Genomic DNA, 13497 nt, shown 5'->3' on the forward strand with positions numbered 1-13497 from the left:
CGGGCCTCTCCGGCCCCGTCGGCGCCGTCGGCCCCTCCCGTCCCGCCGTCCCCGTCCGTCCCGTCGGCACGGGACGGATCCGGGGTGATCCACTGGGCGAGCCAGAGGGCGTCGGCCATGCCGCGGGCATCGGGCGGCAGTCCCGCCGCGGTCAGCCGGGCGACGAGCTCGTCGAGGGGACCTGGACCGGGCTCCCCGAGGGGCACCGCACTCACCTCGTCCGATCGAGCGGCCGCATCAGCTCCGCCGTCAGTCGCCGCCGGGTCTCCTCCTCGTCCTGGTCCGTCCAGCCGGCCTTCTGGGTGAGGTGGATGGCGTTGAAGAGCTGGTCGACGGCGCGCACGTCACCGGGCTCGCGGTCCAGGAAGCGGTCGATCACGGATGCGTAGCGCTCGGCCGCGCCCTCGCCGAAGTGGGCCCGCACCATGGCGGCCAGCCGCTCCTTGTCGGGCGCCGGGATGTGGAGGTGGATGCAGCGGCGCAGCAGGGGCGCCGGGAAGTCGCGCTCCCCGTTGCTGGTGAGGACGATGAAGGGAAGGCGTGGCAGCGCACCCGGCCGCCGCGGACCGTCACCCGTGCACCGTCGTCGGTGAGCACCTCCACCTCGGGCGCGGATCCGGCCAGCCGCTCCAGCTCCGGAATCCGGAACTCCCCTTCCTCCAGGACGTTGAGGAGGTCGTTGGGCAGGTCGATGTCGCTCTTGTCGAGCTCGTCGACGAGCAGCACCCGGGGCCGGGCGGCCGGCAACAGGGCCGTGCCCAGCGGGCCGAGGCGGATGTAGCGGCCGATCCCGCCGCCCGGTTCGCCGGTGCCGTCCTCGTCGCCGGCCCTCCGGCGGCGCCGTCCGCGGCGGGCGACGGGGCGGCGCGGGCGATCTGGAGGTCCTGGAGCCGGCCGATGGCGTCGTAGTCGTACAGGCCGTCGCGGAGCGTGCTGCGGCTGACCACCGGCCAGCTGAGCACCCGGCCGAGGCCGAGTTCGTACGCGACCGAATGCGCGAGGGTGCTCTTGCCGCTGCCCGGGGCGCCGGTCACCAGCAGCGGCCGGCGCAGGTAGAGCGCGGCGTTGACCAGCTCGCGCTCGGTCTCGCCGGGGCGGTGGTGGCTGGCCTCGCGGTACTGCACGCCGAGCCTGCGCTCGGAGGCGGGGTCGAGTGCGGCCGGCGGCGCCACGAGGGGGCCGCCGTCGAAATCACGCCAAGGGGGTGGCGGCGGAAGGTGCTCAATGCCGTCGTGCGGTGCTCCCGCGCCACGGTAGATGAGCCAGTCGCTCACGTCGGAACTCCTCGTCGCCGGACCGGGTCGGTACCTTCGGTCACGTCATCGCGCCCACCGCGCGGCGCGCCTCACGTCGTCCCGCTCACATCGTCACGCGCACGCACCCCGGCCACGCCGAACTGCCGTCCGCTGTCGGGTCGTTGCGCCACATCGTCCACGAACAAGTCTTCCACGAAGCTATGACAGTACCCATCCCTACGGAAGCGCACGGGGCGGTTTCCGGTCTCGCGGGTCGCGGGCGGGGCGCTGCGCGCCGGGCGGGGGCACGGAACCGGGGCACGGCATCAGCCGCCCGGCGCACGCGGTCGTGCGCTCCCCCGCTCACCCCGGGGACACCTGGGGCCGGTCCGGGAAGAGCGGGGGCAGCGGGTCCTCCGGGTCGTCGTAGAGGAGGATCAGGTCCCGGGCCCAGTGACTGCCCTCCTCCGCCGCCTCGGCGGCCTTGGCGCGCAGCTGCCGGACGAGTTCGGGGAGCCGGACCAGACCACCCGAGCCCTGGAGCAACTCCCGTACGCCGCGGTGGAATTCCTCGCAGCCGGCGTCGCACTCCCGGTCCTCGCCGTGGCCGCGGGCCGGCCACAGCCCGGCCGGGAAGCCGGTGTCCAGGGCCACCCCGACCGCGTCCCGGCCGAACCCGTCGGCGACCGTCCGGCACAGTGCGGGCAGCGCCCCGTCCTCCGCCGTCTCCAACAGCCGCCAGATCGTTTCGGCGGAGCCACCGGGGCGCACGCCGGCGCCCGTGGGCGGGATCCGCAACGCCGTCAGCGCGGGGGCGGCGGTCATGCCCTGCCAGCGGCGCAGCCAGGCCGGATCGACCTCCTCGCGCCGGCCCTGGTCCCGCAGGACCACGGCACGGCCGGGACCCACCGGCCGCCGCCGGGCGGTGCGCCGGGTCGACGCGGCGACCTCCCACCGGCCGGCGGCGGTGTGCCAGCGCCCTTCGGGGACGGCGACCTCCAGGCGCACCCGGGCGCCCGGCCCGGCGTCCCCGTCGGCCCGCAGCAGCCGGCCGCCGAGCCCGCGCAGCACCTGCTCGCGCGCCTCCTCGAACGGCACCCCGCCGGCCGACTCCTGGACGTCCACCCGCAGCCACTGCCCCCGGCCGTAGCCCTCGCTGACCGACCAGTTGTAGAGCTCATGGCCGTTCTCGTCGTAGAAGAGCGGCTCGAACTCGACGAGGACGGAGCGCGGGCGGCGGCGCACCGGGCCGATCCGGCGGCGGTCCTGCGGCTGCAGGACGACCGCCTTGGCCTGGACGAACTCCGCGAGCCTGGCGGTCCCTTCGCGGACCGCGGCGGCCTCCTCGCCCGGTACGTCCCGCACCTCGTCGGCGGTCCGCTGGGCCACGATCCGCAGGTAGTGCACGAAGGCGCGCAGCTCCGTGTACGGGTCGCTGCCCTGATAGAGCGCGCCGTGCCCGTCCCGCCAGGTGCGCAGCGACCAGGCGCCGGGCCGTGCACCGCGCTCCAGCGCCTCGTCGACCGCCGCCTCGACGAGCAGCGGGTCGCGCGGTGCCGGCAGCCGGGCGAGCAGGTCCAGGGCCTGCAGCCGTTCCTGGACGCCCCAGAGGCGGCCGCGGCCCGCCATGACGGCGTGCTGGGCGTCGAACCAGGTGGGCCCGCCGGCCCGGGCGAGGTCCTGTCCGGTCCAGTGCCAGCGGTCGTGCAGCCCCATCAGCGCGTGGTACGGCTCGGGCCCGAGCCCTTCGGCGCCGGCCACCAGATGCTCCGGGCCCAGCCCGCGCAGCGCGGTGACCGGCACCGCGAGGCCGACGTGGTCCTGCTGGTGGCGGCCCTTGACGATGCCGACGACCTCGCCGCGGTCACAGTCGATCAGCGGCCCGCCGGACGCCCCGGGGCTGACCCGGACATCGCTGCCGAACTGGAGCCCCCGGGCGTCCCGGGCACCGAAGCGGACGGCGATGAACGGGTCCACGGCGGCCGACGGGCCCGGCGCCCCGGCCGGCCCGCGCACCGCCGACTCACGTAGTACGCGTTTCCCGGCGGCGGGCCGCTCGGGTCCGTCCGGCCGGTCGCGGCCCCCCGGCACGTCCGGACCGTCCGCCCCGCCCGACCGGTCGTGCCCGCGGAAGATGTAGGCGTCCTCCAGGAGCGTCGCCGGCTGGTCGCTCAGCCAGGCGCACGGATGGTCGGCCTCCGGGTCGAGCAGCCGCACCAGGGCGAGATCGGCGCGGGCCGCGCCGGGGCCTGCCTCCGGGGCGGGCCGGCTCAGGTCGTACACCAGGCGCGCGGGCTCCACCCGGCCGCCGAACGCCACCCCGAAGACCCCCTCCGGACCGGTTTCGCGGCGCCGCCCGTCGCTCGCCGCGAGGACGTGTGCGCAGGTCAGCACCCATCCAGGGGCGATCAGCACCCCGCTGCCCCACAGCCGGGCGTCGGCCGCGCCCGGCGCCGCGCGCAGGGCGACGGTGGTGCGGCCGGCGTGCTCCAGGAGCTGGGCGTACCGGGCGCGGTCACCGGTGCGTTGCTCGGCGGCCGCCATCAGCGGCCCGCGTCATCGGGCTCCCGGCGGCCGGCCGGAGGTTCCGCCTGCGGTGCGCCCGCCGGCGCGCCCCCGTCGTGGTCCTGCCGGTCCCGGCCGTCCTGCCGGTCCTGCCGCCAGGTGAGGGTGACGGAGAGGTTGGCCTTGGCCTCCCCGTCGGCGAGCAGGGCGATCGCCTTGCCCGGTTTCGCGGACAGTTCCACGCCGAAGGTCACGCTGGTCTCGTGCGGCGCGACCCGTGCGGTGGCCTGGCGGACGCTGGCGGCGACCCCGCCGATGACCTCGCGGAGCCCCTCGACCCGGGCGCCCAGCGCGTCCCAGGCGCCGACGTCCTCGAAGTCCCCGTCCTCGTCCCCGTGCAGGGGGTCCGTCCCGTCGAGCCCGGGGGCGTCCAGCCGGGAGACCCGGGCCCAGACCTCCGTCCCGTCGGGCAGTTCGATGCGCTGTGCGCGATCTTGCATCACGGCCTCCGCTCCCCCTGGACGGCAATTCCCCGATTGCCGCAGGACCGCTGACAGGTGATCAGGCTAGCCCCCGGGCGGCTGGGGCGCGAGAGGTCCGTGGGCCTGCCTATCCTGGCCGGGAATGACCCATGACCCCTGGTGGAGAGCGCGTGTATTTCACTGACCGTGGCATCGAGGAGCTGGAGAACCGGCGCGGCGAGGAGGAGGTCACCCTCGCGTGGGTGGCCGATCAGCTGCGCACGTTCGTCGACCTGAACCCGGACTTCGAGGTTCCGGTGGAGCGGCTGGCCACCTGGCTGGCGCGGCTGGACGACGAGGACGACGAGTAGCGGACGAGCAGGAGGAGCGGCGAGGAGCAGCGGGGCGGGGGCGCCGTACGGCACGGGCACGACCGCCATGACCGTACGGCGCGAGGACGCCGAAGGGACGAAGAACCGGGTCGATGACCAGGGTCGAAGACCAGGGATGACGTAGGGGGCGAGTAGGGGACGGGTCAGGGTCGGGGCCGCTTGACTTCCCGAAGCCGCGATATATCGTGTCTGTTGAGGACGCGATATGTTGCGTTGCACGGCTATCCAGGGGAGGCCAGGAATGTCAGCCCGGACCGCGTGGTCGCAGAACCCGATCGAGGTGACCGCCCCACGCACGCTGGAGATCCCGGACTCCGTCCGCGGGCTCAACGTCCGCCTGGTGGGCGGCACGGTCAACGTCGTCGGCACCTCCGACGGCAGCCCCCCGCGCCTGGAGGTCAGCGAGCTGAACGGCCCGCCCCTGTCCGTCTCCTTCGACGACGGCACCCTCTCCGTCGCGTACGAGGACCTGCCCTGGAAGGGGTTCATGAAGTTCCTCGACCGCAAGGGGTGGCAGCGCAGCGCGGTGGTCTCGGTGGCGGTGCCGGCCGGCACCCGGGTCGAGGTCGGGGTGATCGGCGCCAGCGCGGTGGTCTCCGGGATCTCGGGGCGCACGGACGTCCGCGGAATCTCCGGCGACATCACGCTGGTCGGCCTGACCGGCGGGTGCGGGCCGACACGGTCTCCGGCGACGTCGAGGTGCAGTCGCTCCAGGGGGACCTGCGGTTCAACTCCGTCTCGGGCGATCTGACGGTGATCGACGGCGCGGGCGAGGCGGTGCGCGCGGACTCCGTCAGCGGCGACATGGTCCTGGACCTCGACCCCGGCAAGGGCGCCGACATCACCCTCACCACGGTCTCCGGCGAGGTCGCCATCCGGCTGCCCGACCCGGCCGACGCCAGGGTCGATGCCAACACCACGACCGGCACGGTCTCCAACGCCTTCGACGACCTCCGGGTCAGCGGCCAGTGGGGCGCCAAGAGGATCACCGGCTCGCTGGGCGCGGGCACCGGCCGCCTCAAGGTCACCACGATCTCCGGCGGACTGGCCCTGCTGCGCCGCCCCGCCTACGAGGACTCCCCCGCCGACCCGCCCGCCGAGAAGAAGGTGCTCTGAGCATGCCCCCCGTCTTCGCCCATGGCCGCCTGCGCCTGTATCTCCTCAAGCTGCTGGACGAGGCCCCGCGGCACGGCTACGAGATCATCCGCCTCCTGGAGGAGCGCTTCCAGGGCCTCTACGCCCCCTCCGCCGGCACGGTCTACCCGCGGCTGGCCAAGCTGGAGGCCGAGGGCCTGGTGACGCACGCGACCGAGGGCGGCCGCAAGGTCTATTCGATCACCGACGCCGGACGGGCCGAGCTCGCCGACCGCGGCGGCGAACTGGCCGATCTGGAAATGGAGATAAGGGAGTCGGTCGCCGCGCTGGCCTCCGACATCCGCGAGGACGTGAACGGCTCGGCGCGCGACCTGCGCCGCGAGATGCGCGAGGCCGCCCAGCAGGCCCGCGCGGGCGCGTCCGCGGGGGGCGGGCGTGGCGGCGCGAAGAACGGCACCCCGGGGGGCGCCGGACGCGGCGGCGCCGGACGGCCGTTCCCGGAGGCCTCGGACTATTTCGACGCCGCGTTCGGCGACAAGGAGGCCTGGCGGCAGGCGAAGGAGGAGTTCCGGCGCGCCAAGGAGGAGTGGAAGGAACAGGCCCGGCGGGCCAAGGAGGAGAGCAAGCGGGCCCGGCAGGACGCCCAGCGCGCCCGTAAGCAGGCCCGGGAGGCACAGGTCTTCGCGCGCGAGGAGATCCAGCGGGTCATCAAGCACGTCCAGGACCAGGCCCAGGGCGCGGTGCGGACGGGCGACTGGTCGGGCGCGATCCGGGAGGCGCTCTCCGAGATGTCCCGCGAGGTCGGCCGGTTCACCGGCGAACGGCCCGCCGGGGACCGCCCCGCCGGACCGGCCGCCCCCGGCGACGGCGCCGAGGTGACGGTCGAACGGATCGACCTCGCCAAGGAGGACACCGAGCACCCCCAGGAGCCCACCGCGTCCGCGGCGCCCCCCGCCCCCGCGTGGGCGAAGGAGCCGGTCAGCGGTGACCCGGCCCGCGACTTCGACCGGCTGCTGGACCGCTTCCGCGACGACCTGCGGGACGCCGCCCGCGACCACGGCGTCACGCCGGAGCAGTTCAGCGAGTCGCGCCGCCGCCTGTCGGCCGCCGCCGCCCACATCGGCGCCCTGCTCCGGCACCCGGACCAGCACCCGCCCACCACGGCCCCGGAGCGGTAGCCCGCCGACGCCCACCCGAGTCCCACGGCGGCGGCGCGCCCAGGCTTGCCGGAACACCGGCCCCGGGAGCCCGCCGCCGCCCACTTACCACCCACGGCCGAAAGCGACCCCCGCCGCACACCGCCACCCACCGGGCCCACCAGGCCCGCAGTACGTCCTCAACTCACCGACAACTACAGAGAGTTGCCTTCTGCGCGCTGGATTCACGCGCCGTAATCGGGGAAGTCACTATTTCGCACGGCTTTTCGTCCGGCACGGGGTTCCGACGGACCCCTCCCCACGCCGCCGGCCGGCGGCCGCGCCCCGGCCCCTCCGGACCGGCCCCGGTCAACTCCCTGTCTGCGCGCACCCGTAGCCCATGAGGTAACGCGATGTCGGAATACCTTTCGGTCGCCCGCCGGATGTGGCATCTGCTGGAGCCACTGCACGCCATGCTGTACGTCGCGCCCGAGGCCCGTCAGGTCGCGGCGGACCTCGGATACGACGTCGCCTCCCGCTGGCCCAGCTACTTCGCCTGGCGGACGGCTCCCCTCGGCGCCGCCGGACCCGAGCTGGTGACCGCCACGTACTACACCTTCAGCCCGCGCCTGGTCGCCCGGCACGTCCCGCAGATCTGGACGGTCGCCGAACCGGCCAAGGTGCTGGATGCCCGGCTGCTGGCCATGGACCGCGCACTGACCGCCCTCATCCACGGCCGGCTGGACACCGCGCAGCTCACGGAGGCGGCCCGGCTCGCCCGCCAGGCCGCCGAGAACGCCGGTCCGGCCGGCCGCCCGCTGGCCGCCGCCAACCGCGACCTGCCCTGGCCGGAGGCCCCCCACCTGGTCCTCTGGCAGGCGGCCACCGTCATCCGGGAGCACCGTGGCGACGGCCATGTGGCGGCGCTGCTGACGTGCGGGCTGGACCCGTGCGAAGCCCTGGTGTCGGTCACGGCGATCGGGGCCGCGACCGACACCGAGTTCGCCGGGCGCGGCTGGAGCGCACGGGAATGGAGCGACGCCCGCCATCGCCTCGCCGCGCGCGGCTGGATCGCCCCGGACGGCACCGCGACGGAACGCGGCCGCGAGGAGCACGGGGCGATCGAGCGCCTGACGGACCGCCTTGCGGCCGGCCCCTGGCGCGCCCTGGGCCACTCCCGCGCCGACCGCTTGGCCCACCTTCTGCGCCTTGCTCTTCCACCGCCCACGTACTCGGCTGCAGCGCCGTGACGGTTGCGCTTTGCGGCGCCCCGCACGTAGCCGTCTCTCCCGCCGCGGGTCGTCTCGCCGTTGTGCGCTTTGCGGCGCCTCCCACGTACCCGTCTGTTCCGCCGCGGTTGTTGTTCGCCGTTGCGCCTGCGGCGGGCTGGGTGTTGTTGGGTGCGGTGACGGACCTCCGGGACCGGTCGTGTGGACTGCTGACGCTTTACGTCCACACAACCGGCCCCTCCGGCCCGTCCCCTCCCGGAGGGGGAAAGTTGGGGCCGGTGGGGGTGCACGTGACGTCCACGTGCGCGCAGGCAACAGACCAGGTCAGCCCCACGAGAAACTCCCTACCACGGGAGGGGCTGGACCGGAGGACGAAGTCTGGAGGGCCGGCACCGCACCCGAAAACACCACGCCCGCCGCCAGGCGCAACGGCGAGCAAGCCCCGCGGCGGGAGAGACGGGTACGTGCGGGGCGCCGCAAAGCGCAACGGCGAGCGAGCCCCGCGGCGCCGCAGACGGGTACGTGGGCGAAAATTCACACCGTGAGGACGATCTTGCCGAACAAGTCGCCCTCCGCCATCTTCGTGAAGCCCTCGCGGGCGCGGTCGAGCGGCAGGGTCGAGTCGATCACCGGGCGGATCCCCTTCGCGGCGCAGAAGCTGAGCAGGCCGGCCAGTTCCTCCTTGCTGCCCATCGTCGAGCCGACGACCTTCAGCTCCAGGAAGAAGATCCGGTTGAGCTCCCCGCTCTTGGGGGTGAAACCGCTGGTCGCGCCGGAGATGACGAGCGTCCCGCCGGGGCGCAGCGACTTGACGGAGTGGGACCAGGTGGCGGCGCCGACGGTCTCGATCACCGCGTCCACCCGCTGCGGCAGCCGTTCCCCGCTGGCGAACACCGCCTCGGCGCCGAGTTCCAGGGCGCGCTTGCGCTTGGCCTCGTCCCGGCTGGTGGCGAAGACCCGCAGTCCGGCCGCGGCGCCCAGCACGATCGCGGCGGTCGCCACGCCGCCGCCCGCGCCCTGCACCAGCACGCTGTCCCCGGGCCGTACGCCCCCGTTGGTGAAGAGCATCCGGTACGCGGTCAGCCAGGCGGTCGGCAGACAGGCGGCCTCCTCGAAGGAGAGCTCCTTCGGCTTGGGCAGCACGTTCCAGGTGGGGACGGTGACCTGCTCGGCGAAGGTGCCCTGGTACCGCTCGGTGAGGATGGAGGGCTTCTCCTTGGGGCCGACGCCGTGACCGGTCTGGCCGATGACGGAGTGCAGGACGACCTCGTTGCCGTCCGCGTCGATCCCGGCGGCGTCGCAGCCGAGGGTCATCGGCAGCGTGTCCTCGGTGATGCCCACCCCGCGCAGCGTCCACAGGTCGTGGTGGTTGAGCGAGGCGGCCTTGACGTTGACGGTCGTCCAGCCGGGGCGTACGTCGGGGCCGGGCGGTCCCCCAACTCGAGGCCGTTCAGCGGCTGGTCACGGTCGATGCGGGCGGCATAGGCAGCAAACATGATCCCAACGTAGGCCGCGGGCGGGCCCCGCGGTACCGCGCACGGGTGTGACACGCACCGCGCCACCCGGCCGCAAACCGGCACAACGGCCGCGCACCTCATCAGGACGCACACCGCGACGGGCCGGGCCCGCACCCTGAGGGAGGTGCGGGCCCGGCCCGTCGCAGGGGGGCGGGAAGGCCCGCCCGGGGTTCAGCGGCGCGCCACGCCCTCGGCGCGGGCGGCGGCCGCCACGGCGGCGGTGACGGCCGGGGCGACCCGCTCGTCGAACGGCGAGGGGATGACCCGGTCGGCGCTCAGTTCGTCGGCGACGACGGCGGCCAGCGCCTCGGCGGCGGCGAGCTTCATGCCCTCCGTGATCCGCGACGCGCGCACCTGCATGGCGCCGGCGAAGATACCGGGGAAGGCGAGCACGTTGTTGATCTGGTTGGGGAAGTCGCTGCGGCCGGTGGCCACCACGGCCGCGTACTTGTGCGCGACGTCGGGTGGATCTCCGGGTTGGGGTTGGCCATCGCGAAGATCAGCGAGTTCTTCGCCATCTTCGCCACCGCCGCCTCCGGCACCGTGCCGCCGGAGACGCCGATGAAGACGTCGGCGCCGTCCAGCGCCTGCTCCAGCGACCCGGTCAGCTTGGCCTTGTTGGTGAAGCCGGCCAGCTCGCGCTTGACGTCGGTGAGGTCCTCGCGGTCCGCGGAGACCACGCCCTTGCGGTCGCAGACCGCGACGTCGCCGATGCCCGCTTCGATGAGGATCTTGGCGATGGCGACCCCGGCCGCGCCGGCGCCGGAGATGACCGCGCGCAGCTGCCCCAGCGAGCGGTCGGTGAGCTTCGCGGCGTTGCGCAGCGCGGCGAGCGTGACGACGGCCGTGCCGTGCTGGTCGTCGTGGAAGACCGGGATGTCCAGGGCGTCCTGGAGCCGGCGCTCGATCTCGAAGCACCGCGGCGCCGAGATGTCCTCCAGGTTGACGCCGCCGAAGGACGGGGCCAGCCGGACGACGGTCTCGACGATCTCGTCGGTGTCGGTGGTGGCGAGCGCGATCGGCACCGCGTCCACACCGCCGAACTGCTTGAACAGGATGGCCTTGCCCTCCATCACGGGGAGGGAGGCCTCCGGGCCGATGTCACCCAGGCCCAGCACCGCGGTGCCGTCCGTGACGACCGCGACGACCTGGGACTTCCAGGTGTAGTCGTGCACGAGCTCGGGCTGCTCGGCGATGGCGCTGCACACCTTGGCGACGCCCGGCGTGTACGCGAGGGACAGGTCGTCCCTGTCGCGCACCGGGACGGTTGCCTGAATGGCCATCTTGCCGCCGCGATGCAGCGCGAATGCCGGATCGAAGGTGCCGTCGGGCGCCGTGCCCGTGCCTTCGTCCGCGCCGGTATTGCCGTCGCTGGCGGGATTGACGATCTCCGCTGCCACTTGTCTTACCCCTTTTATTCGTAAATCTGCTGAGGGTGACCACTCCCTGGTTAAGGGGTGGGCGGGCACCGCGTCCGCGCCCTGCGTGACGGTTGGCCGCCGCGCGGGGGGAGGTACGGACGCCGGGCGCGCCGCACACGCGCCCTGAGCCCCGGATGAGGGGTGTAACGCACCTTTCTACCCGACGGGCGCGGGCCCCGACGAGTCAGATTCATTACCCTCGGGTTCAGAGGCCCGACAATAACGGCGAAATGGACGAAAAAGGCAGAAGAGCCGCGAGCCTGCTGTCCGGATTCCGAGACGCCTGGAGCGAACTTAACGCCCCTCGCTTCCACTGGGCGCTGGTTTCACATCTGCCACAGGGCCGTCACCTCCACTTCCCCGTCCGTTATCCGATTTTGACCTGTACGACAGTCCGAATACCGGAGTCCGGATGGCAAGATTCCGTCACCAACCGAGGTCGCGACGCTCGAAGGGTGTGCACGGCCCCTTCGTCACGTCTTTGTCACGTCGGCTTCTCCACCCGCAGGAGGATCAGCATGACCGCAAGCACCACGCGCCGCCCGGCCGCCGGCAGGCACCGTAAAGCCGTGGCCGCCGCGGCCGCGGTCGTCGCCTCGCTGATGGTGCTCAGCGCCTGCGGCGACCAGACCGACGCCGCGGTCGCCCGGCGCGAGGCGCAGAAGAGCCGGAACGTTCATGCGCCGCTGTTCAAGCTGCTGCCCAAGGACGTGCAGGAAAAGGGCTTCCTCCAGGTCGGGTCGGACATCACCTACAAGCCGGTGGAATTCCGCTCGAACGGCCTGGTCAAGGGCATCGACCCGGACCTCGCGGCGGCGATGAGCAAGGAGCTGGGCATCAAGCTCAACTTCAACAACGCCACCTTCGACACCCTCATGGGCGGCCTGAAGTCCAAGCGCTACGACATCGCGATGTCGGCGATGACGGACACCAAGGAGCGCCAGGAGGGCATCGACAGCAACACCGGCAAGAAGATCGGCCAGGGCGTCGACTTCATCGACTACCTCAACGTCGGCGTCTCGCTGTACACCCAGAAGGGCAAGACCAACGGCGTCGACGGCTGGGAAACGCTGTGCGGCAAGAAGATCGCGGTACAGCGCGGCACGGTCTCGCACGACCTGGCCAAGGACAAGTCGAAGGCCTGCCAGAAGAACGGCGAGGAGCCGATCTCCATCGAGGCGTTCGACAACGACTCCGAGGCGCAGACCCGGCTGCGTACCGCCGGTGTGGACGCCGTCTCCAGCGACTACCCGGTCGCGGCGTACGCGGTGAAGGTCTCCGGGCACGGCAAGGACTTCCAGATGGTCGGCGGTGCGCCCCTCAAGGCGGCTCCGTACGGCATCGCGGTCCCCAAGGGCCAGGAGAAGCTCCGCGACGCCCTCAAGGCGGCCGTGGAACTCGCGATCAAGAATCGCTCGTACGCCAAGGTCCTGGACAAGTGGGACGTCAAGGACGCGGCGGTCAAGGAAGTGAAGCTCAACGGCGGCAGCTGAGCCGCCGGCAGCCGTCCCGTCCCCTCCGGCCCTCCCGCCGAATGCTGAAAGGCAACCTCCGTGTCAGTTGACGTCGACAAGCCGGCCCAGCCGCCGGCGGACGCTCCGCCCCCGCCCGAGTCCATCAAGGCCATCCCGGTCCGCCACTACGGGCGCTGGGTCGCGGCGCTCGTCGTCATCGGGCTGGTCGCGCTGCTGTTCCGGGCCTTCGCCTCCGGGAACGTCAACTGGGGCGCCATCCCCCAGTACATGTTCAACGGGGACATCCTCAAGGGCCTGCGCAACACCCTGCTGATCACCGTCCTGTCGATGATCATCGGCATCGTGCTCGGCGTGATCCTGGCCGTGATGCGCCAGTCCAAGAACCCGGTGACGTCGACCGTCGCGTGGTTCTACGTCTGGTTCTTCCGCGGCACGCCGGTGTACGTCCAGCTGTTCCTCTGGTTCAACCTGGGCCTGGTCTTCCAGTACATCGACATCATGCCGATCTACAAGGACGAGTGGTCGGACTTCATGACCCCGTTCCTGTGCGCCCTGCTCGGCCTCGGCCTCAACGAGGCCGCGTACATGGCCGAGATCTGCCGGGCCGGTCTGAACGCCGTCGACGAGGGCCAGACCGAGGCGGCGCACGCGCTGGGCATGAGCCACGGCCGGACGCTGCGCCGGATCATCGTGCCGCAGGCGATGCGGGTGATCGTGCCGCCGACCGGCAACGAGGTCATCAACATGCTGAAGACCTCCTCGCTGGTCATCGCCGTGCAGTACTACGACCTCCTGCAGGCCGCGCAGAACGTCGGCCGGGACTCCGGTGTCGTGGTCGAGATGCTGATCCTCGCCGCGACCTGGTACCTGATCGCCACCACGGTGCTGAGCATCGGCCAGTACTACCTGGAGCGCTACTACGCACGGGGCTCCAGCCGCCAGCTCCCGCCCACTCCGCTCCAGCGCGCCAAGGCGCGGCTGTCCGGCGGCTTCAACCGCTCCGCCGGAGGTGTCGGATGACCAGCAAGCTG

Annotated in this window: 7 protein-coding genes and 4 pseudogenes; 6 read left to right on the plus strand and 5 right to left on the minus strand. The window is 72.8% G+C overall.

Annotated elements, in window-relative coordinates; all coding sequences use genetic code 11:
- Nucleotides 1-211 precede the first annotated feature (211 nt).
- The 3 genes and pseudogenes from OJ254_RS03080 to OJ254_RS03090 all read right to left on the minus strand — a co-directional run bounded on the left by OJ254_RS03080 (nt 212) and on the right by OJ254_RS03090 (nt 4240).
- Nucleotides 212-1274: pseudogene (locus tag OJ254_RS03080) on the minus strand (AAA family ATPase).
- Nucleotides 1275-1598: 324 nt separating this feature from the next.
- Nucleotides 1599-3779, minus strand: a complete 2181-nt coding sequence (locus OJ254_RS03085) for a VMAP-C domain-containing protein (protein WP_265361145.1) — start codon at nt 3777-3779, stop codon at nt 1599-1601.
- Complete coding sequence (locus OJ254_RS03090) at nt 3779-4240, minus strand: CU044_2847 family protein (RefSeq protein ID WP_265361146.1); 462 nt, start codon at nt 4238-4240, stop codon at nt 3779-3781. Before OJ254_RS03090 ends, OJ254_RS03085 begins: the two co-directional genes overlap by 1 nt.
- Before the next feature lie 152 nt (nt 4241-4392).
- Here OJ254_RS03090 and OJ254_RS03095 point away from each other — a divergent pair, with 152 nt between their 5' ends.
- The 4 genes and pseudogenes from OJ254_RS03095 (at nt 4393) to OJ254_RS03110 (ending at nt 8074) form a co-directional block, all read left to right on the plus strand.
- Nucleotides 4393-4572: a DUF6104 family protein gene (locus tag OJ254_RS03095; RefSeq protein ID WP_030415955.1), complete on the plus strand. Its 180-nt coding sequence runs from the start codon at nt 4393-4395 to the stop codon at nt 4570-4572.
- Between the two features lie 262 nt (nt 4573-4834).
- Nucleotides 4835-5709: pseudogene (locus OJ254_RS03100) on the plus strand (DUF4097 family beta strand repeat-containing protein).
- A 2-nt stretch (nt 5710-5711) separates the two neighbouring features.
- On the plus strand, nt 5712-6866 hold the full coding sequence (locus OJ254_RS03105) for a PadR family transcriptional regulator (protein ID WP_265361147.1): 1155 nt from the start codon (nt 5712-5714) through the stop codon (nt 6864-6866).
- A 371-nt stretch (nt 6867-7237) separates the two neighbouring features.
- Entirely contained in the window at nt 7238-8074 is an 837-nt protein-coding gene (locus OJ254_RS03110) for an SCO6745 family protein (protein WP_265361148.1), read from the plus strand.
- A gap of 513 nt (nt 8075-8587) precedes the next feature.
- On the opposite strand, the pseudogene OJ254_RS03115 reads toward OJ254_RS03110, so the two are convergent.
- Nucleotides 8588-9549 (minus strand): annotated as a pseudogene (locus OJ254_RS03115) (zinc-binding dehydrogenase).
- Nucleotides 9550-9741: 192 nt separating this feature from the next.
- Nucleotides 9742-10970 (minus strand): annotated as a pseudogene (locus tag OJ254_RS03120) (NAD(P)-dependent malic enzyme).
- 539 nt (nt 10971-11509) lie between these two features.
- Between OJ254_RS03120 and OJ254_RS03125 the strand changes: the two are divergent.
- Together OJ254_RS03125 and OJ254_RS03130 are read left to right on the plus strand one after the other, a co-directional pair.
- Complete coding sequence (locus OJ254_RS03125) at nt 11510-12484, plus strand: ABC transporter substrate-binding protein (RefSeq protein WP_265361149.1); 975 nt, start codon at nt 11510-11512, stop codon at nt 12482-12484.
- Between the two features lie 60 nt (nt 12485-12544).
- Nucleotides 12545-13486 carry an amino acid ABC transporter permease gene (locus OJ254_RS03130; RefSeq protein ID WP_030811320.1) on the plus strand — a complete coding sequence of 314 codons (942 nt, stop codon included), beginning with the start codon at nt 12545-12547 and terminating at the stop codon, nt 13484-13486.
- Nucleotides 13487-13497 lie beyond the last annotated feature (11 nt).

The sequence above is a fragment of the Streptomyces endophytica genome (assembly GCF_026153355.1).
Classification (GTDB): domain Bacteria; phylum Actinomycetota; class Actinomycetes; order Streptomycetales; family Streptomycetaceae; genus Streptomyces; species Streptomyces endophytica.